The organism is Protofrankia sp. Cas3 (assembly GCF_963555955.1).
Taxonomy (GTDB): Bacteria; Actinomycetota; Actinomycetes; order Frankiales; family Frankiaceae; genus Protofrankia.
On sequence record NZ_CAUVXP010000005.1, the window covers coordinates 26,739 to 52,389 of the forward strand.

27 protein-coding genes are annotated in these 25,651 nt (G+C 66.1%); 9 read left to right on the forward strand and 18 right to left on the reverse strand.

The window, feature by feature from the left end; genetic code table 11:
• Positions 1–13: 13 nt before the first annotated feature.
• Positions 14–1,003 carry an alpha/beta hydrolase gene (locus U9983_RS01955; RefSeq protein ID WP_322752376.1) on the reverse strand — a complete coding sequence of 330 codons (990 nt, stop codon included), beginning with the start codon at positions 1,001–1,003 and terminating at the stop codon, positions 14–16.
• 111 nt (positions 1,004–1,114) lie between these two features.
• Entirely contained in the window at positions 1,115–1,276 is a 162-nt protein-coding gene (locus U9983_RS01960; protein ID WP_322752377.1) for a hypothetical protein, read from the reverse strand.
• A 31-nt stretch (positions 1,277–1,307) separates the two neighbouring features.
• Here U9983_RS01960 and U9983_RS01965 point away from each other — a divergent pair, with 31 nt between their 5' ends.
• A complete protein-coding gene (locus U9983_RS01965) occupies positions 1,308–1,616 on the forward strand; it encodes a hypothetical protein (protein ID WP_322752378.1) in 309 nt (102 codons plus the stop codon).
• A gap of 178 nt (positions 1,617–1,794) precedes the next feature.
• On the opposite strand, the gene U9983_RS01970 is transcribed toward U9983_RS01965, so the two are convergent.
• The 3 genes from U9983_RS01970 to U9983_RS01980 all read right to left on the reverse strand — a co-directional run bounded on the left by U9983_RS01970 (position 1,795) and on the right by U9983_RS01980 (position 2,993).
• Positions 1,795–2,199, reverse strand: a complete 405-nt coding sequence (locus tag U9983_RS01970) for a type II toxin-antitoxin system VapC family toxin (protein WP_322752379.1) — start codon at positions 2,197–2,199, stop codon at positions 1,795–1,797.
• Complete coding sequence (locus U9983_RS01975) at positions 2,196–2,447, reverse strand: type II toxin-antitoxin system VapB family antitoxin (protein ID WP_322752380.1); 252 nt, start codon at positions 2,445–2,447, stop codon at positions 2,196–2,198. Before U9983_RS01975 ends, U9983_RS01970 begins: the two co-directional genes overlap by 4 nt.
• A gap of 252 nt (positions 2,448–2,699) precedes the next feature.
• Positions 2,700–2,993, reverse strand: a complete 294-nt coding sequence (locus tag U9983_RS01980) for a hypothetical protein (protein ID WP_322752381.1) — start codon at positions 2,991–2,993, stop codon at positions 2,700–2,702.
• 371 nt (positions 2,994–3,364) lie between these two features.
• Here U9983_RS01980 and U9983_RS01985 point away from each other — a divergent pair, with 371 nt between their 5' ends.
• The 3 genes from U9983_RS01985 to U9983_RS01995 all read left to right on the forward strand — a co-directional run bounded on the left by U9983_RS01985 (position 3,365) and on the right by U9983_RS01995 (position 5,365).
• Entirely contained in the window at positions 3,365–4,225 is an 861-nt protein-coding gene (locus tag U9983_RS01985; RefSeq protein ID WP_322752382.1) for a helix-turn-helix transcriptional regulator, read from the forward strand.
• Positions 4,222–4,455 carry a DUF397 domain-containing protein gene (locus U9983_RS01990; protein WP_322752383.1) on the forward strand — a complete coding sequence of 78 codons (234 nt, stop codon included), beginning with the start codon at positions 4,222–4,224 and terminating at the stop codon, positions 4,453–4,455. The genes U9983_RS01985 and U9983_RS01990 overlap by 4 nt, the downstream gene beginning before the upstream one ends.
• Before the next feature lie 751 nt (positions 4,456–5,206).
• Positions 5,207–5,365 (forward strand): hypothetical protein, encoded by a 159-nt coding sequence (locus U9983_RS01995; protein WP_322748845.1) that lies wholly within the window; start codon positions 5,207–5,209, stop codon positions 5,363–5,365.
• 60 nt (positions 5,366–5,425) lie between these two features.
• On the opposite strand, the gene U9983_RS02000 is transcribed toward U9983_RS01995, so the two are convergent.
• Together U9983_RS02000 and U9983_RS02005 are read right to left on the reverse strand one after the other, a co-directional pair.
• Complete coding sequence (locus tag U9983_RS02000; RefSeq protein WP_322752384.1) at positions 5,426–6,367, reverse strand: hypothetical protein; 942 nt, start codon at positions 6,365–6,367, stop codon at positions 5,426–5,428.
• A complete protein-coding gene (locus U9983_RS02005; RefSeq protein ID WP_322752385.1) occupies positions 6,364–7,452 on the reverse strand; it encodes an SPFH domain-containing protein in 1,089 nt (362 codons plus the stop codon). Before U9983_RS02005 ends, U9983_RS02000 begins: the two co-directional genes overlap by 4 nt.
• Before the next feature lie 89 nt (positions 7,453–7,541).
• Between U9983_RS02005 and U9983_RS02010 the strand changes: the two genes are divergently transcribed.
• Complete coding sequence (locus tag U9983_RS02010; RefSeq protein WP_322748848.1) at positions 7,542–8,273, forward strand: NUDIX hydrolase; 732 nt, start codon at positions 7,542–7,544, stop codon at positions 8,271–8,273.
• A gap of 878 nt (positions 8,274–9,151) precedes the next feature.
• On the opposite strand, the gene U9983_RS02015 is transcribed toward U9983_RS02010, so the two are convergent.
• The 4 genes from U9983_RS02015 to U9983_RS02030 all read right to left on the reverse strand — a co-directional run bounded on the left by U9983_RS02015 (position 9,152) and on the right by U9983_RS02030 (position 13,457).
• Positions 9,152–10,045, reverse strand: a complete 894-nt coding sequence (locus tag U9983_RS02015; RefSeq protein WP_322752386.1) for a hypothetical protein — start codon at positions 10,043–10,045, stop codon at positions 9,152–9,154.
• A gap of 54 nt (positions 10,046–10,099) precedes the next feature.
• Complete coding sequence (locus tag U9983_RS02020; protein ID WP_322752387.1) at positions 10,100–11,257, reverse strand: MGDG synthase family glycosyltransferase; 1,158 nt, start codon at positions 11,255–11,257, stop codon at positions 10,100–10,102.
• A 3-nt stretch (positions 11,258–11,260) separates the two neighbouring features.
• The gene (locus U9983_RS02025) at positions 11,261–12,253 is read right to left on the reverse strand and encodes an NAD-dependent epimerase/dehydratase family protein (RefSeq protein WP_322750027.1); all 993 of its coding nucleotides are present in this window, start codon (positions 12,251–12,253) and stop codon (positions 11,261–11,263) included.
• Between the two features lie 73 nt (positions 12,254–12,326).
• Positions 12,327–13,457: a DegT/DnrJ/EryC1/StrS aminotransferase family protein gene (locus tag U9983_RS02030; protein WP_322752419.1), complete on the reverse strand. Its 1,131-nt coding sequence runs from the start codon at positions 13,455–13,457 to the stop codon at positions 12,327–12,329.
• 469 nt (positions 13,458–13,926) lie between these two features.
• Here U9983_RS02030 and U9983_RS02035 point away from each other — a divergent pair, with 469 nt between their 5' ends.
• Complete coding sequence (locus U9983_RS02035; protein ID WP_322750028.1) at positions 13,927–14,346, forward strand: hypothetical protein; 420 nt, start codon at positions 13,927–13,929, stop codon at positions 14,344–14,346.
• Positions 14,347–14,427: 81 nt separating this feature from the next.
• Here U9983_RS02035 and U9983_RS02040 read toward each other — a convergent pair whose 3' ends face one another.
• Positions 14,428–15,138 (reverse strand): metallophosphoesterase family protein, encoded by a 711-nt coding sequence (locus U9983_RS02040; protein WP_322752388.1) that lies wholly within the window; start codon positions 15,136–15,138, stop codon positions 14,428–14,430.
• A gap of 300 nt (positions 15,139–15,438) precedes the next feature.
• Between U9983_RS02040 and U9983_RS02045 the strand changes: the two genes are divergently transcribed.
• Positions 15,439–16,341, forward strand: coding sequence for an alpha/beta hydrolase (locus tag U9983_RS02045; RefSeq protein WP_322752389.1), 903 nt, complete (start codon positions 15,439–15,441; stop codon positions 16,339–16,341).
• Between the two features lie 58 nt (positions 16,342–16,399).
• Here U9983_RS02045 and U9983_RS02050 read toward each other — a convergent pair whose 3' ends face one another.
• The 5 genes from U9983_RS02050 to U9983_RS02070 all read right to left on the reverse strand — a co-directional run bounded on the left by U9983_RS02050 (position 16,400) and on the right by U9983_RS02070 (position 21,829).
• Entirely contained in the window at positions 16,400–18,109 is a 1,710-nt protein-coding gene (locus U9983_RS02050) for an MFS transporter (protein WP_416211249.1), read from the reverse strand.
• Between the two features lie 411 nt (positions 18,110–18,520).
• Positions 18,521–18,754, reverse strand: coding sequence for a zinc ribbon domain-containing protein (locus U9983_RS02055; protein WP_322752390.1), 234 nt, complete (start codon positions 18,752–18,754; stop codon positions 18,521–18,523).
• 104 nt (positions 18,755–18,858) lie between these two features.
• On the reverse strand, positions 18,859–20,196 hold the full coding sequence (locus U9983_RS02060; RefSeq protein WP_322752391.1) for an ATP-dependent 6-phosphofructokinase: 1,338 nt from the start codon (positions 20,194–20,196) through the stop codon (positions 18,859–18,861).
• A 184-nt stretch (positions 20,197–20,380) separates the two neighbouring features.
• Entirely contained in the window at positions 20,381–20,689 is a 309-nt protein-coding gene (locus U9983_RS02065; RefSeq protein ID WP_322752392.1) for a hypothetical protein, read from the reverse strand.
• Positions 20,690–20,698: 9 nt separating this feature from the next.
• Positions 20,699–21,829, reverse strand: coding sequence for a PP2C family protein-serine/threonine phosphatase (locus tag U9983_RS02070; protein WP_322752393.1), 1,131 nt, complete (start codon positions 21,827–21,829; stop codon positions 20,699–20,701).
• Between the two features lie 149 nt (positions 21,830–21,978).
• On the opposite strand from U9983_RS02070, the gene U9983_RS02075 reads away from it, so the two are divergent.
• Positions 21,979–23,379: a transcriptional regulator gene (locus tag U9983_RS02075; RefSeq protein ID WP_322752394.1), complete on the forward strand. Its 1,401-nt coding sequence runs from the start codon at positions 21,979–21,981 to the stop codon at positions 23,377–23,379.
• A gap of 95 nt (positions 23,380–23,474) precedes the next feature.
• Positions 23,475–23,702 carry a hypothetical protein gene (locus U9983_RS02080; protein WP_322750037.1) on the forward strand — a complete coding sequence of 76 codons (228 nt, stop codon included), beginning with the start codon at positions 23,475–23,477 and terminating at the stop codon, positions 23,700–23,702.
• Between the two features lie 446 nt (positions 23,703–24,148).
• On the opposite strand, the gene U9983_RS02085 is transcribed toward U9983_RS02080, so the two are convergent.
• On the reverse strand, positions 24,149–25,423 hold the full coding sequence (locus U9983_RS02085) for a bifunctional GNAT family N-acetyltransferase/ATP-binding protein (RefSeq protein WP_322750038.1): 1,275 nt from the start codon (positions 25,421–25,423) through the stop codon (positions 24,149–24,151).
• Positions 25,424–25,651 lie beyond the last annotated feature (228 nt).

Consider the following 25,651-nt stretch of genomic DNA (forward strand, 5'->3'; position numbering starts at 1 on the left):
CAAAAAAGCTACCTCACACCTGCGACAGGAACTCGGCCTGTCTGCGCAGCTCCTGTTCGGTAACGGTGAGCGGGAAAAGGGTGAACCCGTGCATCGCCCCGGCCACGACCTCCAATTCGACGGGAATGCCGGCGGCCCGCCAACGCGCGGCCAGGAACAACGAGTCGTCCAGCAACGGGTCCGCCGTCCCGACGACGATCCGCGCCGCCGGCATTCCCGACAGGTCGGCGTACAGTGGCGACAGCTCCGGGTCGCGCCGCTGTTCGGGTGACCAGTCGGGGAGGAACGCATCGTAGGCCGTCCGAAGCGAGTCGGTGTTGGTCAGTAGCGGGCGCGCTCCGAACAGCCGCTGGCTCGGCGTCATCGACAGATCGAAGGGGCCGAATGTCAGGTGGACCGCTCGGAACGCATTCGTGATCGCGTGCCGGTCCCGAAGCCGTAGCAGGCTGGTCAGCGACAGATGGGCGCCGGCGGACTCGCCGCCTATGAGAAGACGATCGGTGCCGAACTCCGTCACGGCGTTACTTGTCAGCCACAGCGCCGCACGCTCGCAGTCATCCGGCGCCGCGGGGAACGGGTGCTCGGGGGCGAGGCGGTAGTCGACGCTGAGCACGGCGAGCCGCGCGGTACGGGCGAGGTCCCACAACTGCTCGTCCTGCCCATCGGCCGAGCCGAACATCCAGCCGCCGCCATGCATATGCAGGTATACGCCCTCGACCACGCTCGGGACCAAGACCCGCAGCTTCACACGTGCCCCGTCGACCTCAACATCCCGGTCGTGCGCCTCAGCCAGACGCACCGGCGGCGTGTCGCCGCCCAGTCGATTGCGCCGCAGAGCCGCCAGCATCACGGCATCCGGTCGCCTCGCCCGGTCAGGACGGGACTTCGCCTTGGCCTCGAATGCGGCGTTGAACGCTGCGGTTTCGGCGAGGCAGTCAAGCCCGGTCGTGGCGACGTCATCGGGACGAGGGCCGGCGGGACGCGCGGTAGCGATGTGTGTCATGCCTCGATCGTGGTCGAGGACGGCGACAATGTACTGTCACCTTTGGAAGGTGACCTGCGCCACTCATCCGCCGGCAACTGTCTTCGTACCGGACCACGGCGGCACACCGCGTCAGCGCGCCAGCCCACTCCATCCTTGCGGCATCGGCTGGTCCAGAACCATCCCGATCAGCAGGGCGAGCGGATCGTTGGTCAGCAGCTCAGCCGCCTCGGCGAGCTGATTCAGGCGCAGACTCGCCCTCGTACCGTGGCCCGCGTTGGTGGACGGTTGCACTCCGCATCTACTACGCCATACGATGCATCATATGGCGAGACAAGGACGAGACGAGGACGGGCTGGCCTGCGCACGCCGGCCCCCACCCGCACCGAGCCGCGGGTGGGGTACCCGACTGCGGCGTGGCATCATCCGCATCATCGTGGTCGCGATCGGCGCTTTCGCCGTCGTGCGAGCCGGATTCGTGATCGCCGTCGACGACCTCAGTCATCCCGAGACCTATCGAAACGACTGGGGCGGCCCGCACTACATCGGAGTCATGGCCATCCACGTCGGCCCGGCAGTCCTGGTCCTGTGCCTGACCGCCCTACGGCTACATCGCCGACGAAACACGCACTAGCACACCGCCCACCGCCCACCGCAACGCGATCACGACACGTGGGCGTGATTGGGTACGGCAGCCGTTGCGTCCTCACGCCACTGCGGCGAGATCGGCCTAGTTCATCCTTACGGCACCCGCAATCCGGCTCAGGCGCAGGCTCATCCTGTCACGTTAGCCGTTGGTTCGTTGCGGTGAACTACTGGTCGGGGATGTCCGCAGCGACCAGATCGGTATGAGTGAAGTCCGCGCCCTTGAACAACAGCGACTCCCGCCTCTGCGCCGCTAACGCGTACGCGAAGCAGTCTCCGACATTCAACCGGGCGGGGCTACCACTGCCCCGCCCGAAGTCGCGGTATGCCTGCCGAGCAATGCTGGCCTGCGCTGCGCTGACGGCGACCACGTCTATGCCCGCTACCATCACGAGTTCGTCGAACCTTCGGCTCGCGACTGGATCACGAACCGAGTCCACGACGACGGCAGCCTCCACATAGTTGACGGCCGACATCGCCGGCCGGTTCGCCGCGACGAGTGCAGCAGCATAACGAGCCGCGTCAGGTTCGGCCCGGACGACGGCGACAAGCGCAGAGGAGTCGACGATCACGCCGGCAACCCACGCTCGTCATAAAGATCATCAATGCTCAGGCCGGACGCGGACACAGCGGCAGCAATCTGACGGCCGATGGCCACAATGCGGGCGGCTCGTTGCTCAGCGCCCTCACGATCGGCACGCATCCGGTCGAGGCGCTCACGAACGGCAACAGTCACAGCGGCGGTGATGCTCTCTCCGGTCAACTCGGCGAGCTCGCGACTGAGTCGTTGCGTTTCGTCGTTTTTGATGTTCAGCGCCATCGAACCTCCTTCCACCATGGAAGCTCAGAGCTCCACCATGGTACCCGGATCTCGGGACGTGCCATGGCGCATCCCGTCCGGCGGCGGGCTCACCACGGACGATGCGATCGCTGCCGTCCGCGCGGTCCGCGACGCGCCATCGAATTGATTATTCAGACATACCCTGAAAAGCTGCCATTCAGCACACGGTTGGTCCACGACGGCAGCCGCTCAACGAGAATCGAAGGCCCTGCCGCCGCCCATGCCGGCCGGTCAGGAGGCCCGGGCATGCTCCCGCCGGCCGATCGCCACCGCGGCGTCCGGTGCACAGGAGCGATATTCGACATCGCGGCGCCATACCGTCATCCGGCAGCGTCCCGCCTCGATGGTCCACGTCCGGCGGTCGCATCTGTCCTCGACCTGGACCGGCTGTGGCGTGCGCGGTTCCATGGCCCGCAGGTGTGCCCATGCGTGGGCTGAGCCCCACTCGGGGAAGGTGGCGACGAGCTCGCCGTCTCCGTCAAAGACCAGAAACCTGCGTCTGATCATCGTTTCACCTGTGTCCACCTGATCTCCCCCCATCGCACCCATATCAACAACTCACCCTTCGAAGTAGAGAACAAACTTAAAGTGATCCCGAAGACAGCATGGACCGGACCGACGACCCCCCGCAACAGCCGTTGTGACCGTGTCACCACAGAATGCTCAACCCCACCCGATGGGAGTGATGAGACAGTGGCATTATGTAGCAATAGACCATGCTAAGTGGTCGGCGCTGGACGTTGCTCGGGGGATGTCGGATGCCAGGTGGATGCGTCGCGAGGCGGAGGAGGCCCAGGTAGCGGTGTTCTACCTGGGCTGACGACAACGACGCGAGGCGCCGCCTGGGGCCGGCAGACCCTGGACGAACGTCCGGCGCCGATCACCAAGGAGGACCAATGGGTACCAACAGTGGTCCGACTGTCCGGCGACGGCGACTCGGCGCCGAACTCCGCCGACTCCGCGAGAGGGCCGGCGTGTCAGTCGAGCAGGCGTGCGAACTCCTCCGTTGCTCTATTTCGAAGATCAGCAGAATGGAGAACGGTCGCGTACCCGTCCGGACGCGCGACGTCCACGATCTCCTGCAGCTCTACGGCGTAACGGACGACGCTCAGCGCGAGGCGTTCCTCGCCCTTGCCCGCGAGTCCCGTAAACGTGGCTGGTGGCATACCTACCACGACGTGGTTCCGCCCTGGTTCGAGATCTACATCGGACTCGAAGGGGACGCCTCCTCGATAAGCGTGTATGAGGCGCAGCTCGTCCATGGCCTGCTGCAGACGGCCGAGTACGCCCGGCACGTCATCCGCGCCGACAATCCGGAGATCGCCGAGGAGGATGTGGAACGCCGGGTCGCGCTCCGGCTCGACCGGCAGAATCGCCTCACACACGAGAGCCCACCTCGGCTGTGGGTCGTCCTCGACGAGGCGGTGTTGCACCGCCCGGTTGGCGGCACGGCCGTGATGCGCGTCCAACTCGAACATCTCATCAAGCGAGCGGAACTGCCCAATATCACCATTCAGGTCGTACCCTTCGCCGCGGGTGCCCACGCGGGAATGGGCAGTACATTCGCGATCCTCGGCTTTCCGGACCCGACAGACCACGACGTGGTCTATATCGAGGAGGCGACCGGGAGCCTCTATCTTGAACGAGCGGCGGAAATTCGGCACTACCGGCTGAAGACCGACTACCTGTTGGCCGCCGCGCTCCGCCCCGACCAGTCCCTCGAGATGATAGCCAGAGTGACGGAGGAAATGAAATGACTGAAAACACCAGGTTGGCCAGCCCCACGATCGATGCCGAGACCGCCGATTGGCGCAAGAGCAGTTACAGCAATGGTGCCGGCGGTATGTGTGTAGAGGTTGCGGTAGCTGACGAGGGCGTCTTCGTCCGCGATTCGAAGAACCCGTCCGGGCCGGTTCTGGCCTTCACCGGCGGCGAGTGGGAGGCCTTCCTCGCGGGCGCCAGGGACGGCGAGTTCGACCGGGCCTGACCGACCGGAATGTTTGATCACAACGACGTTTGATCAACGCAACGTTACCGCTCACAGCTGCGCCGCACGCCATCATACTCTCTGAAGTCTGAGAGTACCACGTTGGTTACCGAGTCACGATGAGTGCCGGTCACTACAGGTGACGGTCGGGGTCGGACGGACACCTACCGTCCGACCCCGACCGTCGCAGCAGCACCGTCGCACAGCAGCACCGGCTCGCAACCACCGTGCCGCGCGACATGACCGACGCGGCCACTGCGCGAGCACGTACGACGACACCGCGAAAAAGCCCTTGCGATCGGGCCGACGACAGCGCACTCTGTAGAGGCCAGGTCGGGTCACAGTTCTTTCCCTGTTCCCTTCCTGGTCAACATCGTCTTCCCAGACAACATCGTCTTCCTGGTCAAAGTTGCCTTCTTGATCAATGTTGACCTCGTGGTCAATGTTGGGTGAAGATTTCGATCATCTTGTCGAGTACTGGTGCCCGCCGTCGTAGGGAGCGAAGCCGCTATGTACGCCATCGCCTGGGCAGAGGCCCGAAGGTCGGGGCGTGCCGGGCTCCCCCTGCATCCGAGCCTCAGATCCAGCCGGGCCCGTCGATCGCGCGCCGGCGGAACATAGGCGATCGATCGCTTCGCGGGCAGGGATTACCAACCCCACCGACCCGGGAGCCCCCTGATCCATCTCACGCCTGACGCACGCCAGGCTGGCTTTTCGTCGTCCTGTTTCCGCACAACGGGAGGTGATCAGCGTGGCCACTGCCACGACCAACCTGCTCAACACCCCGCTTGAGGACCCGCGCGCCGAGCGGGTGCGCCGCAACTCTCTCGCGGCGTACGTCGACGGAAAGATCAGTTTTGCCCAGGCGAACTCCCGGGTCCGCAAGGCGATGGAACGGTTCGGGCCATGACCGCCCGCCAACCTGGCCCAGGATGCCCTCCGGTGGCCCGCAACCCTTCAACTGCGAGGCTCAGACCAGGTGTAGGTACCGCTCGCTGATACCGACGGATATGCGCTGACCCCAGGCCAGCGTCAACGTGTCCGTCTCGATGCCGTCGCCGAAGACGACCATCCGCTCGGACTCGGCCAGGAGCTCAAGCCGTGCCGAACCGTTGATCATCCCTTCGGTACGGCTCGTGCCGGTAGCGGGTGACGGCCACGCCTCCCGGACAAACCACACCAACACCCGTGCCTCCGGGTTCGGCAGACCGATGCCACTGGCGCGTTCCTGCCACACCGATCGGCACCAGCCGGTGGAACCGGTCCCGGTCCCGACGAGCAGACCCGACGATGCCTGTCGCTCGGTGCTCTGACCGTCAGGGCCGGGCGCCCGCAGCACATAGCGCGCAGTCTGGTGCCCGCTGTCCCCGACGTAGAGCTCGTTGAGGGCCACCAGTCGCTGACCGTCGTCGAGCACAGCTTCCGCCATGGTCAACCGCATGATCACGTCATCTGCGGCGGTGCCGTCGCGGCCTCGGCGCGCCGCACCGGAGTTGTCCGCCTCGATCTGGCGCAGCAGCCCGCCGATGTCCCGCGGCCGGTGTCGGACCAGGACGCCGGGGTTACGACCCGGTTCAGGGTTGACGCCCACCACCGGCTGGGTCTCGACGTATTTCGCCACGTTGGCGACCAGGCCATCCTGGCCGACGCAGACGATGATGTCGTCCGCGGCAAACATGAATCGGTCGAGGTCGCGACGTTCGACCTCCCCCCGCCGCCAGTCCGGCGGGATGGCTGCCGCGACCGCCCGACGGGCATCCCGATGGGCCGCGTGGCGTGCCTCGACCTCGACCAGGTCGCGGTCCCTGTTGGCAAGGAAGAACGCGGCCTGGCCCCGGGTGCCGTGGCGGTCGAGCAGTTCGGCGTATTCGGTACGGCGGTAGACGACCACCACCCGGGGCGCGAGGGTCATCGCCAGTTCCCATCGTCCACCGACGCCGGTGCCGCCGGTGCCGCCGGCCCGCCTGAGCCAGCCGGGAGCGGTTGTGCGACAACTGGCACGGCCGATCCGGCGAGTCTGGCGACGAGGGCGGTGAGCAGGTCCGGAGTTATCGTCAACGTGTTTATGCCGGGCAGGTTCCCCGCGAGGTCCCGAACGGCCAGGGCAATCACAGCCGACCGGTCGAGGTCCCGCAGAGCGGCGACGCGCGCGGTGTCCGCCTCACCCTGGGCCGCGCCGACCAACCGGGTGGCATCGGCCGTGGCAGCCGCGCTGACCCGGGTCCGCTCGGCCTCGCCATCAGCGGCAATGCGTTCCGCCGCTGCTTTCTGGGTGACCCGCAGGTTGTCGTTGGCACCCCGCTGGGTGATGAGCTGCTCCTCTCGACGGGCCAGCTCGATCTTGTTCTGCATCTCGTTCTCGGCAATCCGGCGTTCCTGCTCGACAGCTACCACTCGACGGCCGTAGGTCGCACGATCAGCATCGGTCTGGACCTGTTCTCGGGTGGGCGTCCGCAACGCCTTCTCCATGTCCGTCTCCGGTCGTACGGCAACGACTCGGACGCCCACGACCGCGATTCCGGTTTCGGTGAGTCTCGGATCGCCGACGAGACCGTCGAGAATGCGCGCTCGCACGGCCGGGACCCCGCTGACCAGCGCATCCGTCATGACCGTACGAGCGAGCAGCTCGAAGGCGTGTTGCTGGGCGGTCTCGGTGATCAGGCCAGCGAGCTGCTCGAGCGGAGCGGCTCGCCAGGTGCCGGATTCGGGATCGATTCCGAAGTCCAGACGGCTCGCCGCGATGGCCGGGTCGGCGATCCGGAAAGTCACCGTCGCCTGCACCGCGATGTCCTGGAAGTCACGGGTGGGCGCGTGGAACAGCAGCGGTAACTCCCGGTCGTCCAGCGGGATCTCGCTGATCACGGCCGTCCGCGGGCGGTACCAGAAAGTCTGGCCGATCCCCTCGTGGACCACCCGTCCGCGGCGCAGGTGCTGGATGTGCGCGGTAGGTGTGCCACGCAGGTGACGGAGAAACAACACCTTCGATATGTCAGCCACCGTCGCGCCTCCTCGCTTGCTTGTTATCGTCTGTTCGACGATAACTGGTTGGGCGAGTTTTCGTCAACCTGACGAGATAGGCTGAATGAGTGGCTACTGAAAGTACCCAGGACTACTACTCCCTGTTTGCGGTGACGGTCGACCTGAGCATCTTGACGGTCCGCCAGGACGTGCTGTGCGCGCTCGTGGTGGAGCGTGGCATCGAGCCCTACCGCGGACAGTGGGCGCTACCCGGAGGCTTCGTTCGTCCCGATGAGGACCTGGCGGTCGCCGCCCGCCGGGAGCTCAACGAGGAAACCGGCCTTGCGAACCTACCCGGGCACCTTGAGCAGCTGGCCACCTACGGTGCACCTGGCCGTGACCCGCGGACACGCGTGATCACTGTTGCCTATCTCGCCATGGCCCCCGACCTGCCGGTGCCGGTGGCGGGAACAGACGCGACGGCTTCCCGGTGGGCACCAGTGGACGAACTGCTCGCCAGCGACGACTCACTCGCCTTCGACCACGGGCGCATCCTGGCTGACGGGGTGGAACGGGCCCGTGCAAAGATCGAATATACGCCGCTGGCAACGGCGTTCTGCCCGCCCGAATTCACCGTGGCGGATCTTCGCCAGATCTACGAAACGGTATGGGGCGTCCGGCTCGACCCACGCAATTTCCACCGCAAGGTAACAGGCACCCCGGGCTTCCTGCTCCCGACAGGACGGACGACCAGGCGCGACAGCGGCCGACCGGCCGAGCTCTTCCGGTGTGGCCCGGCTGGCGTTCTGCACCCAGCCATGCTCCGCCCGACACCGGGTTCAACCCGAAACGACAATTAAGAGCGACCGGCAATAGGGACGCGGCGGCGCGGGGCCGGGCGCTCTAAAGGCGGGCTAGCTAGGGTGGCCGGCAGCCCGGGTGATCGGGGGGGTGAACCCGAACGGCCGGCCACCTCTCACTCTGCGGTCTGGGCAGTGAAAACACGGAACGGAATCGCCGCGGACCGGCCGGTGGTGTGACCGCGGTGACGAACTCGCCCGGCCGGCACCCATCGACCCGGGCTGGGCTGGTACGTCACCGCTCGACGCCGGACCCTGGCGGGAACAACGGCTAGCGGACGGACTCACGGCCGTACAGGGCTGGCCGCGACGGTTCCATGGCTTCCGGTAGAAGCCCGAGCGCGACGGCTGTCATGTGATGGAAATCGATTAGCGACGCCATCGGCTCCTGCCGCATCAGGGCCTGCGTAATATAGGCTGAGAGCCCCTGAACTCCAACACGGCTCACCAGATGCTCCACCAGATCAACGGGAAGCGTCACCGGCACTACCTGGTAGGGGCCACCCACTCCATCCGAATACACGTTGTGCCACCCCCGCATGTCGCTTGCGGCCGTTGCCTCACGTCTCAGCGCCTCACGTCTCAGCGCCTGACTATGGTCCATCCCAATTACAGATGGTTACCAAAACATACCCACGAGAACAACCATACCCGAATAATCCGTACATACAATAGTCGACGACAGCAGATTTTCCCCCTGGTCGGGCAACCAACGTGCCACGCCAGCAAATATCGACAATAAAAACACAACGGCACCCACCGGTGTGATGTCGCCCAGCTGTATCGCCCCCAGCGGCGTCGCCCAGCTGTGTCGTCGAGTTGTGTCGCCCAGCTGGGTCGTATACCGGTCTGCCAGCCAATCAGCCCAGGTCGGGTTCTCAGACCGTCGCCGACTCCCGCGCGACGCTCGCGGCCCGGTCCCGTCCAAGACCGAAGATCCCGATCGCGACCAGCCCCAACGAGACGACAAACGCCACCATCTGCAGCCCCTGCGGCGCCGACTCGTCGAAGAGGGTCAGGCCGAGCATCACCGGCAGAAAGGCCGAGACCCCGCTGGTCACCGGAAACGCGATCACAGCGGCCCGACCTTGCAGGCCCCGCTGTTCCAGGCCCAGGGCAAGGACGGAAAAGGCGATCAGTACATAGGGGGTCGGCGTCCACAGCAGCCCGGTCAACTCATGGTCGTCCAGGTACAGACCGACCTGACGGGTCGCCAGCGTTGCGATCGCATAGCAGACCCCGGCCGATAATCCGAACAGCAACGCCGCCTGCGCGATCCGCCCCGCGTGCCCCGCCCGGTTGGCCAGCCACGCCCCGACCGCTGTGAACCCCAGTCCGAAAGCCAGGAACAAACCCAGATCCTGATCGCTCGCCGGGGTGCCGACCTGTGCCCCACGGCTGAAGGCAACGGCCAGCAGACCGATTCCCGCGGCCATGCATGCCATGCCGCGCCAGCCGACCCGACTGATCCGCTCTCCCAGGAACCGCTGGGCCAGCAGCGAGAACACCACCATGTCGCCCGCCATGAGCGGAGCGACAAGGGCGACCGGTGCCACCGAAAGCGCCAGTACCTCCAGCAGGAACGACCCCGCTTCGACGGCGAGTCCGAGCAACCACAGCGGTCGCAATACGAGACGTAGCAGCAGGCCAAGCCCCAGCCCGCCACCGGGCGGGGCCTGGCGCGCCGCAACGGCCTGGATGAGCGGGGCCGTCCCGTACAGCGCTGCCGACACAACGGCAACCGGGACGCCGATGACAAGCGCGTCGCTCACACGTCTTCCAGGATCCGGTTCGTGTTCGTGTTCGTGCTGTGCGGAATCAGGCCGTCACCAGCCATTGGCCAACTCAACCTGGCTGAGCGCGCCGCCGAATGCCTGCTCCCACGCCTCCGGCGTCCCGACCACGCGCACCGACGGTGGCTTGGTGCGGTCGAGGGCCGCCAGCACTGAACGGCGCAAGGATGCCGCATCGGCGGAGGTGACGTCCGCCCGGCCCCGGTCGAGCTCAAGCTGCAGGTTGTCCCGGCCGTGGCCAGGCACGACATCCAACAGCATCAGATCACGACCGATGACCCGCGCCTCGCTACAGGTGTCACCCGACGATGTGACAACAAGATCGCTCGCTGCCATCAATGCGGGAATCCGGTCGGTAAAACCGAACGGGACGACCTGCGGGTGCGTGTTCGCGAGCTCTCGCAGGCGGCCAGCGAGCGAGACGTTGCGTCCAGCGACCACGAGTACCCAGACGCCGGCCTCGGCAAGGGCCCGAGCGCCCTCGACCAGCGGCCCGAGACCCCAGGAACCCGACATCAACAGCACACACCGTGCATCGGCGGGGATCTCGAAGGCCTCGCGGGCCGCCTCCTGCGTCGGTGGATCGTAGAACGGCTGACGGACCGGCGTGGGCACCACAGCGATCCTCGCGTCCGGATGGAAGCGCCGGACGAACCGTGCGGCCGTGGTAGATGTGACCAGGTACAGGTCGGTGTTCTCATGTACCCACAGCCGGTGGACGCAGACATCCGTGCAGAAGACCGCGGTCACCATCCGGGAATGTTCGGACTTGACCCTGCTGGCTGCGGCAGCCCCGGTGGCGAAGATTGACAACAACAACTCCACTGACTGGTAGCGCAGTTCCGTGCGGAGCTTGGGTACGAGAAAACGCGACGATGCCGCCTCGATCGCCTTTGACAGTCCGCCACCGGGACGCATCTGCGAGAAGTGCACAGCGTCATACAGCCCGGGGACGGCCAGCATCCCGCGAAAGACGCCCTCACCCGCCGACCCGGCCCGGCCGCCCATCATGCGCAGGGAGTCCAATGTGCGGGTGGAGAACCCGCGCAGGGCCAACGAGTGCGCGCATGCCTGGGCCATGACGTCATGGCCCATCCCGAGCGAACCCGACAGCAACAGCGCCCGCCGGTCAGGCTGCCCTCCCCGGTTCGCCGGGGACTCCGTCACCTCGTCCGCGTGATCGCCCACCATGCTCTACTCGGCGGAGGCTGGGACGCCAACCCCGTCGGCCCGCCGGGCGGGCACCGACACCGGCTGCTCGCTGCTGGCCTGCCGGTCCGCCAGGTACCACTCGACGTACTGTCTGACGCCGTCGGCGAAGCGGGTGGTCGGCCGCCAGCCCAGCAGCGCCTGGGCCTTTGCGTTCGATACGGACCGACCCCGGAAGTCACCCGGACGGGCCGGGATGTGTTCGATCTCGACGCCCGGGAAGTGGTCCCGGACCGCCTGCGCCATGGCCAGCACGCTGACGCGCTCGTCACCCTCAAGGGCGATCGTCTCATTGCGCGCCGCGTCGTCCATGGCAAGCACGTGCGCATTCGCGAGGTCACGGACGAAGACGTAGTTACGGAACTGCTGCCCGTCGCCGGCGACGGTGAGGGGCTCCCCGTCGATCGCCTTACGCAGGAAGCGGGCCAGGACCAGCTCATCGCGCATGCCGGGACCGTACGGGATGCCGTACCGCAGGATCGTGAAGTCCACGCCGTAGGTCTGCTGGTAACTGTGCAGTAGCAGCTCCGCTGCGATCTTGGTCGAGGTGTAGACGTGGCCGGCGCGGTTCATCGCCAACTCCGCGTCTTCGGTCAGCGCTTGTGGATCATCCAGATCACCGCCGCTCGCCCCATACACCCAGACTGTGCTCGCGAACAGAACCCGGCGCACTCCGGTGATGCGTGCGGCCTCGCACACGTTGGCCGTGCCCTCGACGTTGAGCCGCACCGTCCGGATCGGATCGGCGAAGGCATGATCAACGTTGGACATGCCCGCGAGGTGGAAAACCATGTCACAGTCGGCAAACACTGAGGTAACCGAGGGGAGGTCCAGGACGTCGACGATCCGGTGATCGGCGCGCGGGTCCGCTACGTGCGCATGCAGATCTACCGAGATCACGTCATGGCCGGCGTCCAGGAGCCGGTCCACCAGGTGGGCTCCGATGAAACCGGAACCTCCAGTGACGGTTATACGCATAGGTCATCCGTCCAAGATCGTCAGGTTTGGGGTCGGATCATGTAGTCAGAGATGGTGGGATCGGATCCCCCGGTCAGATCGCGACCGTGAGGGCCTCGACGGCGGACGCCAGTGACACCAGCACATGATCCACCTCCGCTGCGGTCATATCCGAATGGACAGGAAGGCATACGTGCCGGGCGCACACGTCCTGCGCGACCGGGTGATTACCCCGAGCATAGGACTCGAACACCGGTTGCTCGTGCAGAGGCGCCTCGTACACCTCACCCGACAGCGACACGCCGTGACGCTCTTTCAGCTCCTTCTTCAGCCGCACCCGGTCGATGCCCGGCCGCAGGAGCGCGAGGTACTTGTAGTAGTTGCTGCGGCCGCCCGCTGGTACCAGAATCGGCTCGAGTGCCTCGATCTGACCGAGTCCCGCCGTATAAGCGGCGGCGGCGGCGTTACGACTGTCAAGAAACTCGGGCAACCGGCGGAGATGCACCAAGCCGGTGACGGCATGCAGTTCACTCATCCGCCAGGCGTAACCCTGCTTGATGTGGACGTTGCCGAGGAATCCGGCCTTCCCCTGATCCCGGAATATCACCGCCTCGTCCCGCACCCGCTCGTCGGCGGTGAGGATCATCCCGCCCTCACCACTGGTGATGACCTTCGTGGGATAGAACGAGAACGCCCCGGCCACACCGAACGAACCCGCGTAGCGGCCGTCATGGCTCGAACCATGCGCATGGGCGGCGTCCTCGACCAGGAGGATGCCGCGCTCGTCGCACAGCGCCCGGATGTCGTCGACCTCGGGAGTGATCAACCCCCCGATGTGGACCAGGACCACCGCACGCGTGCGGGGCGTGAGCGCGGCGGCCACTGTCGCAGCGCTCAGGGCAAACGTCTCGGCATCCACATCCGCAAAGATCAGATTCGCGCCGGCCCGCAGAACCGCGAAACCGGTCGCCGCAAACGTGTTCGTCGGCACGACGACATCCGCATCCGCCACCTCGACGGTACGGAGGATGATCTCAAGAGCAGCGGTGCCGCTGCTGACCGCGACGGCAAAAGGGGCACCGTGAGCCGCGGCGAACGCGGCTTCGAACTCCTTCGTATGCGCGCCGAGCGTCAGCGCTCCGCTAGCCAGGATCTCCGACGTCAAGGACGCGATCTCCGCGCGATCGGCTTCGGGGAAGACGATCCGCGCCGCTGGAACCTGCACCTGCACACCCCCTTCGGGCCGCAACACATCGGTGTTCACGACCGTCTCCGGTCCGGACACTGCGCAGAGCGACGCTACCGGGTCACCTGCCGGAAAGCCGGCAGGATCATTCTGGTCCGCGACACCTTCCATGATCCCTTCCTGGAACGGCGACCCGAGGGTCGCCGGGCAGCCCGGGAATGACCACCAGGATCCCGGTTTACACCCCGCTTGTGACCAGAAAACAAGATAGACCATTGCCACCCAAATCCACCCGGGCATCGTGGGGCATGTCACCTGATGACCCAGATAGTCCACCGTGAACACGTGGATGAATCACAACGATGCAACTATTACCCAACGCGCCGAAAATGGGCGTGTTTGACAGCTTCACGACGACCGGTGGACACCTTGGCGGCGCGACTGCCCAGATCCCAGTACGCAGCGGCCGCCGGGTTCCCAGGACCGGCACCCGGGAAGGAACTGCAACGTGACACAGGACAAGATCATTCGAGATCTCGCCGGTGTGGTCGGCCTTGTCGACAAGGTGGAGCCCTTCATCGAGCTCCAGGACACGGCCACCCGTGACGAGGCCGCTCGCGAGATGCGCAACGCGGGTGTGCGCTACGCCCGGGTCGTGCACCTCGAAGCCGACCTCATCCGCTCCTCGATCATCACTGTGGCGGACCTCGGCAAGGTCCCCGACCCGGCCCGACCGCTGGCAGGCGTGATCGACACCTTCCTACCTGAAATCTTCCTGGACTGGCGTGACTTTCTCACCACCGCGGTCAACGAGTCCCTGCGCGATGCGCCTGCGGGCACGACGATCACGGTCGAAGACGAGGGTCGGCCGCTCGGCGTCATCCCGGCCACCACCATCGAGGCATTCATCAACACCGGCGGTGGATGACCTGCGAACACCGCTCACAGCGACGCCGGGTACCCGCGCTCCGGCCCCGCTCCCTGATCCACGTCCCTGTTGCCGGGCGCTCTATGAGCGCCCGGATACGGCTTCGTGGAAGGTCAGTTCGGACGCTGTGTCGTCATAGAGAAGCCAGCACGACGGCTTGCCCCGCGCCGGACCGACATTGACAAGCAGGCGCCGCGCACCGCCCGGATCAACCGGGATCGCCATCCCCGGGGTGACCGGCCAACGCCGCGCCAGCACCGCGCCGGCCGGGTCGGTCGGGTCGGTCGGGTCGGCCGGCTCCCCGAGCGAGAGCAGGTCCAGAAGCAGCACCTGGTGGGAGTGGCCGACCATCAGGATCGGGACGTCGGGCAGCTGCGCGAACCGGGGGTAGGCCACCGTGGGCCATCCGGGACGAGTTGGCCCGTGGTCCCAGGAAAACTGGTGACCGTGCATTGCGGTGGCAGCCCCGATCATGCGGGTTTCGGGTGCGGCAAGTAGAACATCAAGATCTCCGGCAGTCTGCTCATCCCGCAGCAGATCGCGGATCCGCCATTCCTGGTTGCCGAGAACCAGATCGACGCCGGCCAACTCGCGCCACAGTCTCGGATCCGATTCCACCACGTCGGTGAGGTCCCGCCGAGTGGTGCTGTCATGGCTACGCCATGGCACCTTGGCGTCGAGGTAGTCGCCGAGACATACGATCCGGTCGGCCCCGCGACGCTGCGCATCGTCCAGCACCCGCCGCCACGCCTTGCGTTTGCCGTGCAGGTCCGCCACGACCGCATATCGCATAGGACCACCATCCGCCGCCGTTGCCCGTCCTGTCATTCTCCCTCCGCCACGCCGCTCAGCGGGTCTCCGCCGGATATGTCCCTCCTTGGCAGGAAGGGACAAAACGGAGAACACAGTCATTTATCACCTAGTTCGCCCAGACGCCACTCAGGCAACAGTTACGCCAGGTGAGCAGATCAAACGATCATAGCGATCGGGACCGTCCCGGCCAGCTGGCCAACCCGGCTCGGGTCAAACTGGATTACGACACCGTCCAGCACCGCATATCCGGAATGGCAGAACTGACATGGCAGACAGATCATGAACATCGAGACTCCTGGATGGTTCCGCGCCGCACTCGAGCGACGGCCCGAGCGGCACACGACCCAGGTCGACGGATGCCGGATCAGCTACCGGTGCTGGGGGAAGCGCGACCGCCCGGGAATCGTTCTCGTGCACGGCGGGGGCGGACATGCGGGCTGGTGGGACCACATCGCACCACTGATCGACGGCGAGTACCGGGTCGTCGCCATCGACATGTCCGGCCATGGCGACAGCGGGCGCCGCGATGAGTACAACCTCACCAGCTGGGCCGCTGAGATCGTCAGCGTGGCGGCGCACGCCGGCCTTAGCGGCACACCGATCATCATCGGACACAGCATGGGCGGCTGGGCATCGATCATGGCCGCGGCGGAGCACCCCGAAAAGATCGGCGGCATAATAATCATCGATGCTCCGGTCGCCGATGTCACTCCGGAGGAACGGGCCGCCCGCGAACGGACCGCATTCGGGCCACTTCGCGTCTACCCGACCGTGACCGACGCCCTGGCCCGGTTCAGAACCGTACCGGACCAGCCGAACATGCTGCCCTACGTCGTGAACCACGTGGCGCGGACGTCCATGGGTGCGGTCGAGGGAGGCTGGACCTGGAAATTTGATCCGGGCATTTTCCGGGGACGCCGGCCGTCGCCGCAGATTCTCAAGGAGGTCCGCTGCCGCGTCGCGCTGTTCCGGGCCGAGCACGGTCTGATAACACCGGATATCGGCACCGAGATGTACGAGCTGCTGGGGCGGGTCGCGCCGGTTATCGAAATCCCGCTGGCGGGGCATCATGTCATGCTGGACCAGCCCCTACTGCTGGTTACCGGCATTCGGACGTTGCTGGCCGACTGGCAGCATTCGGTGCCCCAGACCCGACCGAAGGCCCAGGCGACCACCGCATAGGCCGGGCGACCGACGGCAGCGTACCGGTCGCCCGACGGCCCGGTGAACCCGGCGGTAGTCACCGGGAATGACCGGATGCCGCCGTGTCCTGCGAACGGCGCGCGGGGATCAGGCCTGCGCCCGCGTCTGAGTCCTGCGGATGTACGCCCGCCATCTCCGCGTCGTCGAGCCCGGGTTGTGCCCTGCGGCCGGGCCCCGCCATGAAGGATGCGACCAGGGCGATCAACAGCATCGTGATCGAGAACATGAAGGCGGCGACGAGACCATCCGAGAACGGCCCGGAGATCAAGTTGGGAAAAAAGGCCCGGCCGGTCACGTAGGCGCCCGAGTCGGGCAGAGCTGACAGCGTCTGCGGCCCGAGGATCTGCTCCATCGGGTTGTACCCGAGAAAGGCCGAGAACAGCACCCCGATCGGCGGGAGTGCGGATGCCGCCTGCGCGGTCGATGCCGGCACACCCTGGTCCACGAGACCGTTGAGCATGGTCGACGGCAGGCTGCGGGAAAGCCCGATGACGATCAGAGTGAACGACAGGCCTATCGAAAGCACGAACGCGGCGTTCTGGAACGTGGCAGCCATACCCGCGCCGACTCCCCGGGTGTTCGCCGGCAATCCGTTCATCACATCGGCCCGGTTCGGCGAGGAGAACAGGCCGGTACCGACGCCGTTGACCAGCAGGATCAACGCGAACACCGGATAGGAGAAGTTCACCGGGACGGACATGAACAACGCGAAGCTCACAATGACGATCGCCAGGCCGCCCACCGTGAACATCCGGGCGCCGAAACGATCGGACAGCACCCCGGCAATCGGCGCGGCCACCAGGAAGCCGACCGTCAACGGAACCAGGTAAATTCCCGCCCACAGCGGGGTGTCGGTGAAACTGTAGCCGTGCTGGGGCAGCCAGATTCCCTGTAGCCAGATGAGGAGGACGAACTGGAGCCCACCGCGACCGAGTGACGCCAGCAGGTTTGCCACGTTGCCGGCGGAGAACGACCGGATCCGGAACAGACTCAGATGGAACAGCGGTTCGACCACCGTCGACTCGATGATCGTGAACACAACCAGCGTGACCACGCCACCGATCACCGCGGCGAGCACCCAGGGGTTGGTCCAGCCCATCGTGTGCCCGCCGTAAGGCTGAATGCCGTAGGTGATGCCGACGAGCAGCGCGATCAGCCCGACGGCGAACGTGATATTCCCCCACCAGTCCATCGTCGTGCGTCGCCGCACACCGCTGTCCTGGAGGCTCGTATAGGCCCAGAAGGTACCCAGAACCCCGAACGGTACCGACACCAGGAAGACGCAGTGCCAGCTGATCGGGGCAAGCAGGCCACCGAGCAACAGGCCCAGGAACGTGCCGGAGATGCCGGCGACCACGTTTATACCCAACGCCAAACCACGCTGGCGGGCCGGAAAGGCGTCGGTCAGGATCGCCGTGGAGTTCGCGAAGAGGAACGCCCCGCCCACGCCCTGCACGATCCGCCAGCCGATCAGCCAGAGAGCGGCCGCAGTGCCGTGCATCCAGGTGACGGCCAGCAGGATCGAGGATACGGTGAAGATCGCAAAACCCAGGTTGTACATACGGACGCGGCCGTACATGTCGCCGAGCCGTCCAAACGTCACCACCAGCACAGCGGTGACGACGAGGAAGCCCATCATCATCCACAGCAGGTAACTGGTGTTACCCGGGCTCAGCGGGTTGATGTCGATCCCACGGAAGATCTCCGGCAGGGCGATCAGAACGATCGATCCGTTCACCGTTGCCATCAGGAGACCGAGCGTGGTATTGGACAGGGCGATCCACTTGTAGCGGGGACCTGGTACAGGGGATTGATCAGCCGCAGGCGGCAGCCGATCAATCCCGATATCATCCGAAATTCGTTGTCTGACGCGATCTGAGTCCGGCACCTGGCAGCCCTCCGCGAACACCACTCGCCTCATCCGAAAACTTGCTTAGTAAGACTAAGCAAATGACGCCCAACGTGACACAGCAGCAAGTGTGAGATTGGCCTTAGAGCGACCGGCGACAGGTGCCTGACGCACAAAAAGACTAAATCGAAAATACCGACAGATAAGGGAAATATAGTCCAAAACAAACTGAGAGCATGATAATCCGGCAAAAGCGATGGGCTCCCGCGAAGTTCTTCGCGGGAGCCCATCGGGCCATACAGCGCCGAGTCAGGTACAGCAGCCACCGCCGCAGCAGGCGCCACCCGACGGGGCAGGCAGCAGCGAAGCCGACCCGGAAGCCGGCGACGAACCCGCGCGGGTCACCGCGACCGCGGTGAACACCCGACTGGTGTCGGCGTGACCAGTCGGACACGGCGTGCTGACGGCGGCTGTTTCGGTGATGCCACGTCGCACCTCGAAGCTGGTGTCGCAGGTACGACAACGGTATTCATAGGCAGGCACCCTCTCAGCCTACGTCGAACGGTCTACGTAGACCGGCCTACGTAGACCGGCCCACGTAGACCGGCCCACGTAGACCGGCCCGCATCGAACACGCGATCCGGTGGTCAGCCGAAGCGAACCGGCTGGCCGGTAGCCTCCAGGACCGACAGCCAGAGGTCGCCGGCGGGATCAACCTGACTGCGGTGACTGATAGCCAGCGGAATCGGGACGTGCACGAACCTGCGACGCCACCGGCCGACCACCATCTCGGTACGGCCGGACATCGCCGCGTGGACCGCGGCGTGCGCCAGCCGGATGCAGTACACGCTGTCGTAGGGATTGGCCGGTACGCTGCGGATCACATAACTCGGATCGATGTATTTCAGATTCAGCTCGATGCCCACCGCGCCGAAATGTTCCGTGACCCGCCTGGTGAGGAGCTGGCCGACGTCCCGGAGCCTGATGTTGCCCGAGGCGTCGCTGCCCTGCGGCGCCCGGCCCTGCTCCTCCTGCGCGAGAAGTTCCTGGCCGGCGCCTTCCGCGACGACGACGACGGCATGGCCCCGCTCCTCGACCCGCCTGTGCAGGAAGTTCAGGAGCCCACCGTCACCGTCAAAAGCGAAGGGCACTTCAGGGATGAGCACCACGTCCGCGTCGCTGTTCGCCAGCGACGCGTAACAGGCCAGAAATCCCGAATGCCGGCCCATGAGCTTCACCACGCCGACGCCGTTGGGCGAGGACGTCGCCTCGACGTGCGCAGCCCGTATCGACTCGGCCGCCTTCCCGAACGCCGTCTGAAAACCAAAGCTCTGGTCGATGTAGGGAATGTCGTTGTCGATCGTCTTCGGGACGCCGACAATAGCGATCTTGTCACCTCGTTCGCGCGCGATCCGGGCAAGCTCAAGCGCGCCGCGCAGCGAGCCGTCACCGCCGACGACGAACAGAATGGTGATGCTCATCCGTTCCAGGCAGTCAACGATCTCCTCCGGGTCCTGTTGCCCGCGTGAGGTTCCGAGGATTGTTCCACCGTTCTCGTTGATGGTGCCGACGAGCTCGGGGGTCAGGTCCAGGACGCTGTGGCCGTACTGGGCGATGAACCCCTGGTATCCGTTGCGGAAACCGAAGATTCTGGTGACGCCGTAGTGCGAGGTCAATTCGAACACCAGGCCACGGATGACGTCGTTCAGACCGGGACACAACCCCCCACAGGTGACAATTCCGACCCGGGTCTTGGACGGATCAAAGAAAATCTTTCGCCGGGGCCCGGCCGGCTCGAATCCGGGGAGAGCGTCGACGGGCATATCACGTTGTGCAACCATGGACAACGTGTCGTCGAGAAGAACACGGTCATCCTCGTCCACATAATGCTGGGTCGTTCGCTTGTCACCGATCAACGGCGCCAGCGGCGACGTGATCCGACAGGGCCCCAGCGTCCTTACGGAAAGATCTGGACCATCAGCCATCAGTAACGCATCCCTGGGACCGCCGCCGCCGACGCAAGCGGGAGGGAGCCGGGAGCTCTCGACTCCGCCCGGTGACCGCGCCGTTCCCGGCCAGCCGGCGGACCAGCCCGGTTACCGACGTGAAACAGAGATTTCCGGGTGGGACACACCACGATTGTCAAATCTCCTTTCTCGCCCACTCGTGTCAAACAGTACCGGCCAGGCCGCCAACCCCGATGGCTTGGATCGTGAACCCGCCCGAATGGTGCGCCAGCCGAAACCCGTGCTTTACCGGCCGGACATGCCACGAACCCGGGTCAGCCCGACCGGCACCGCCGGTCGACGTCGGCTCAGCGACCAGCCGCAGGTCGTCGTCGGTGTTCATGCCGCCGCCGGACGCGACCGCCCCGGTCAGCCCGGCGTGGCGACGTGCCCCAAACCCGCAAAGAGTGAGATCGATTACTGAACGTTCACTGGACGATGCCGACCGGACGCCACCCGCGGGTACCGACACGTCATCCGGTCATCCTTCGGTGAGGGAATCGGTGCGGGAAACGGAGAACGCTGATCCGGTCGCGGTCACCGGCGTCCCACCGACTGCCGCGGTCGCGCGGTCGGGTGCGGGCAACCGTTCGGCGATGAGCAGGGCGAGGTCGTCGTGCAGCTTCCCGCCGACATGACGGTGCAGATGAGCAACCAGCGCGTCCAGCGCCGTGTCAAGAGTGACCGCTGTCAGCTCGGCAAGGTGGTCATTGAGGCTGAAGAACGCCCGCCTGCTGTCACGTGCCTCGATCAGGCCGTCGGTGAACAGCAGCAACCGGTCACCCGGAGCCCAGCTGCTGATGGTCGCCGTGAAGTCCTCGGCAATACCCAACGGGGGGCTGGGATCGATGATCGCCAGCGGGTACGCCGACTCTCCGGACAACAGGATCGGCGGTGGATGCCCAGCAGAGATCAACCGCAACGTCCCGTCCGAATGGATGTCGACGAGCAGGGCCGTGACAAAGTCCTCGGCGCCCGCTTCTCGCGAAACCGCCCGGGCGCAGGCCCCGGCAATCCCCTCGAGCTCCGGGTGGTTGGCGGCTCCCTCACGGAACGCACCCAGGACGACCGTGGTCAGCCGGACCGCGGGTAGGCCTTTGCCCTTCACATCCCCGATGATTATTCGGGTGCCGCCCGATGCGGTCACGACCTCGTAGAGGTCCCCACCGACAAGGGTCTCGGCCGCGGCGGACAGGTATCGAGCGGCGAACGCGACCCCGTTGACGGTGGCGGGTACCACCGGTAGCAGCGCGCGTTGGGCCACCTCGGCCACGACGCGGACACGTCCCAGCTCCCGTTCCCTGTGCTGCCTTGTCACCGCAACGTAGACCGCAACCGCGGCCTGGACGGTGACCAGCACGCACGCGGCGACATGCTGCCCGGTACCGAACCGATGGTCCCACGTGCCCGATGCCACGGCAGCGGCAACCGCCGCGAGCCCGACGGCAACGGTGACCACCGTTGAGCCGGTAGCGGAGGCGATCAAGGGCACCAGCCCGTAGAAGCCGGTCAGGTTGATCCCGGGGATGACGACATCGGCGACCACGAGCAGGCCCAGCAGGCCGGGCAGACCTCCGTCAGCCGCCACGACCGCGCTTCCACGTGTCCGCATTGTCCTCATCATGCCCACAACCAACGAACGAGGAAGCGCCGTTGACCACAATACGACCACCAGTGGAACGCTACTTGTGCCGCGGCTCCCACCAAAACCGCGAGGGCGTCCCGGACCGCCATCCACCGGTGGGAGGGAAGGATCCGCGGGTGGGAGAGGATCGGCCCGTGCAGGGGACAGAACGGCCACGGCAAGGCGTGGATGACCGGGACAGCCAGGTCGCTCACGAACAGTGGCGGACCGTCCGACGGTTCCTCAACAGCCACCGCCACCGGCTGACCCGGCTCGCCGGTGAGCTGTACCCGCCGTCGGCACGGGTGGCTGGTACACCCCTGCTCGCGCCGCCGGGGTGGATCCCGGACCGGGCCGTCCCCCTGGCAGAGGTCGAGGTGGGGTGGACAACCGACGTGGCGCCGGGCGAGGTCAACGGAACCGAACCCGAGACCGCTGCCCTGCGAGCGAGCCCGCCACCAACGGTGACCCGAACCCCCACGCCGCCGCAAACGGGAGAACCAGAACAACAGGGACAATCGTTCGCCACCTACGCCCACGCGCTGACTGCGCTCGACCCACCTCGGTTGCTGGAGAACCGCACGACCTACCGGCTCGTCGGCCTCGAACCGCCCGCCGGCGGAAGCCCGCTGCGCCTGATGTTCGCCCCGGGTTCCTACTTCGACGTCATCAACATCTGCGAAGCCGCCGCGCACGAACTTGCCGGGGCCGTCCTGGCCAGGGTCACCGACGTGGGATCGGCACCGCCGCCCGGCGAGATGTCCGGCGAAATGTCCGGTGAGATGTCCGGCGGGTCACGACCGGTCCTTCCGCCTGTCAGCTGGCCGGAACTGCCGTGGCGCCAGCTCATCGGCGACCCGTTCGACGGCGGGCGGCGCCCGCTGCTCCCAGCGATCAGTACCCTGGTACTGCGCCGTGACCCCACATCAGGACAGGCGAGCTTCCCGCTGCACTGGCGGGACCCGGCCAAGGTCGCCAGCGGGGGCGGGCTCTACCAGGTGATGCCCGTCGGCATGTTCCAGCCGTCCGCGGACGCGGCCTGGAACGAGGCCAACGACCTTGACCTGTGGCGGGCAACCGTCCGGGAGCTGTCCGAGGAACTGCTCGGCACGGACGAGTCCTACGGTACCGACACGGCACCGCTCGACTACGACAGTTGGCCCCTGTACCGCGCCCTGGCGCAGGCTCGAACCGCCGGACAGCTGCGGGTGTTCTGGCTCGGGACCGGCGTCGACCCCCTCACGCTCGTCGTGGACATGCTCCAGGCCGCGGTCTTCGATGCGGACGTCTTTGACACGCTGTTCGCGAACCTCGTCACGACCAACACCGAAGGTCATGTGATCGGCACCCGGTCCGACGGCAGCGGTGCGGTCACGGGCATCCCGTTCACGGCCGAGACCGTCGAGCGCTACGCCGGCACCGAGACCGGCACCGAGACCGGCACCGAACCCATGCAGCCGGCCGGTGCGGCTCTGCTCCGCCTGGCTTGGCGCCACCGCGACGTCCTGCTCAACCCGGTGGCCGGGTTCAAGAGATAAGAGCGCCCGGCGACCCGGCACGCCCGGCGATCTCCCCGCCGCCGGCGCAGACTCGTAGTCGCACGGGCCAGCCTCCGGAGAAGGGGAACCAGAACATGCCGATCAGCGCAGACCTTGACACGCAGCTGGACAAGAACTGGGAGAACAAGAGCCTCAGCGAGGTGCTCCGCGCGCCGGTGAGCGCGCTCGCCGGAGTGACCGATGATGACGGAAAACTGCTCAATCAGGCACTGAACGTCAAAACCATCTCGGACCTGGGCACGAACAAGTACTTCCGGGCGGCCTACGCGCTGACCCTGCTGTCCGACACCGGCGGGAAGTAGCCGCAAGCGGCGGCTGTGCAGGCTCACCCAACCTGGTGAGCCTGCACAGCCATGGTCATCTCGACGCTCCCCGTCCGCACGATCCCCTCGGTGCAGAAAAAACCAACAGCAAGACATGCAAAACACAACAACAACTGGTGCTAGTAGACATGAACACATCAACTGTGCACCATCGGGGTCAATGCGGACAACGGAGACCCCAACGGCGATGCCAGGCGACCGTCCCGACACGGGACCGGCCGCGGGCATCCGTTCGGCGCTTGAGCCTGTCTGATGGATCTTCGATCGCGCGCACCGATGCCCAGAAGGCGCCTCGCCGCGTTGTCGTCGTCACCGACAGAACACCACTATCGGCTCCTCCTCCGCCTTGCGGGCCTCCTTCTGGATCATCGCCCGCATCGACCAATATCCATCAGACAGGCCCTGGGGCAGCAGTGGCGGAAGCTTCAGCTGCGGGTGAAGGCCCTGGCGTCTGAGCGGAAGCGGTCAAGCTCGTCGGCGCTGATGGTCGGCCGCGACGAACGCGCCGCCGCCAGGAGGTCTTCGGTGGTCACCGGCAGGCGCTCACCCTTGTCGACCGCGCGGTGGAATGCCGCCGCCACCGCGCGTTGCACGGCAGAAGCAAGATCGGCCGGGGTGAACAGCTCGGTGGCCGCGACAACCGGTTCGATGTCGACCTGCTTGTTGTCGATCCGCTCGAGGAACCTGTCGAGCAGCAGGCGGCGGCCGGGCGCGTCCGGCGGCCCGACCGGAAGAACAAGGTCGAAGCGGCCAGGTCGGATGAACGCCGGGTCCAGCGCCGCGATCGAGTTCGTCGCACAGATCAACAGACGCCCCGGGGCGCCGCGGAACTGCGGGATGGCCTTCAGCAGCTCGTTCACCACGGACTGGCTCTCCGGCCCGACCGCGTCCCGGGACTGCGCGATCTCGTCCACCTCGTCGATGAAGACCACGACCCGTTCGACCTGCATGAGCTCGGTGATGGCCGTGCGCAGCTCGCCAGCCAGGTTGCCGCCGCCGGTCGCGACCAGCCGGGATGGCAGAAGTTCCACGAACGGCCATTCCAGGCGCGCCGCCACGGCCCGCGCGAACGACGTCTTCCCAGTGCCCGGCGGCCCGAACAGAAGCATGGTCGTCGGTGTGACCACCCCGTACGTCTCGGCCAGCTCGTTTTCCTTGATGGGAAGGAGCAGGCGCTGTTCCACCAGTTTCTTGCCCTCGGCCATCCCGGCCAGACTGTGCCATTCCGCCGCGGTGAGCAGGGTACCGCCCCAGCGCTCCACGGTCGTGACGTCAACCGGCCGCAGCGGCTCGTACTTCTCATAGAGCGTGAGCCCGGTCTTGGCGAATCCCCTGTTCCGGAAGGCTAGTTCCCCGAACTGGCCCGGCCCGAGCAGCGTGGTGATGCGGCGGTGACCGGCGTGAATGAGCTGATTCTCCAGCGCCTGCAGGAGCGCGGACCCGATGCCCCGGTATCGCCATGCGGGCGAGATTGCCAGCGCAAGGACCCGAGCGTGTCCTCGTTCATATTTCCCGACCGCAACGCCGACGCACTGGTCGGGTGTGACGGCGACGACAGCGGGAGTGTCCTCGCGCAACGCGAGAACCGTGTCCGTCAGATCAAACGACGGCCCTTCCGCGTCAGATCTGACCTCCTCAAGCAGTTGAACCGTGGCGGTGTGATCGGTGGTGTCGTAGGACCGTACATGCCAGTTGGTCATGGCCGACTCCTTTCACTCGTGTCACTCGTGCGCAAGTACGGGTCAGTTACCTGTCGCGTCGTTTCCACTCGTGTTACCACTCGGGCAGCGGCAAGGAGCCCGCAGCGCAGGCTCGAAAGGAGCTAACCAGCCGGCGCGGGCCATTGCACCGCGGAGGGGAGCGGTAGATGGCCCGCGCCGGGGTCTCACCCGGGGGTCGCGACTGTTGTCAGCCACCGCGCCGGGGAG

Bases quoted from the DNA above. Each gene is read 5' to 3' on its own strand.
- U9983_RS01955 (WP_322752376.1), bottom strand. From the start codon at position 1,003: ATGACACACATCGCTACCGCGCGTCCCGCCGGCCCTCGTCCCGATGAC.
- U9983_RS01965 (WP_322752378.1), top strand. From the start codon at position 1,308: ATGGCGAGACAAGGACGAGACGAGGACGGGCTGGCCTGCGCACGCCGG.
- U9983_RS01975 (WP_322752380.1), bottom strand. From the start codon at position 2,447: ATGGCGCTGAACATCAAAAACGACGAAACGCAACGACTCAGTCGCGAG.
- U9983_RS01985 (WP_322752382.1), top strand. From the start codon at position 3,365: ATGGGTACCAACAGTGGTCCGACTGTCCGGCGACGGCGACTCGGCGCC.
- U9983_RS01990 (WP_322752383.1), top strand. From the start codon at position 4,222: ATGACTGAAAACACCAGGTTGGCCAGCCCCACGATCGATGCCGAGACC.
- U9983_RS02000 (WP_322752384.1), bottom strand. From the start codon at position 6,367: ATGACCCTCGCGCCCCGGGTGGTGGTCGTCTACCGCCGTACCGAATAC.
- U9983_RS02020 (WP_322752387.1), bottom strand. From the start codon at position 11,257: ATGGTGGGCGATCACGCGGACGAGGTGACGGAGTCCCCGGCGAACCGG.
- U9983_RS02025 (WP_322750027.1), bottom strand. From the start codon at position 12,253: ATGCGTATAACCGTCACTGGAGGTTCCGGTTTCATCGGAGCCCACCTG.
- U9983_RS02040 (WP_322752388.1), bottom strand. From the start codon at position 15,138: ATGCGATATGCGGTCGTGGCGGACCTGCACGGCAAACGCAAGGCGTGG.
- U9983_RS02045 (WP_322752389.1), top strand. From the start codon at position 15,439: ATGAACATCGAGACTCCTGGATGGTTCCGCGCCGCACTCGAGCGACGG.
- U9983_RS02050 (WP_416211249.1), bottom strand. From the start codon at position 18,109: ATGGCAACGGTGAACGGATCGATCGTTCTGATCGCCCTGCCGGAGATC.
- U9983_RS02060 (WP_322752391.1), bottom strand. From the start codon at position 20,196: ATGGCTGATGGTCCAGATCTTTCCGTAAGGACGCTGGGGCCCTGTCGG.
- U9983_RS02070 (WP_322752393.1), bottom strand. From the start codon at position 21,829: ATGCGGACACGTGGAAGCGCGGTCGTGGCGGCTGACGGAGGTCTGCCC.
- U9983_RS02080 (WP_322750037.1), top strand. From the start codon at position 23,475: ATGCCGATCAGCGCAGACCTTGACACGCAGCTGGACAAGAACTGGGAG.
- U9983_RS02085 (WP_322750038.1), bottom strand. From the start codon at position 25,423: ATGACCAACTGGCATGTACGGTCCTACGACACCACCGATCACACCGCC.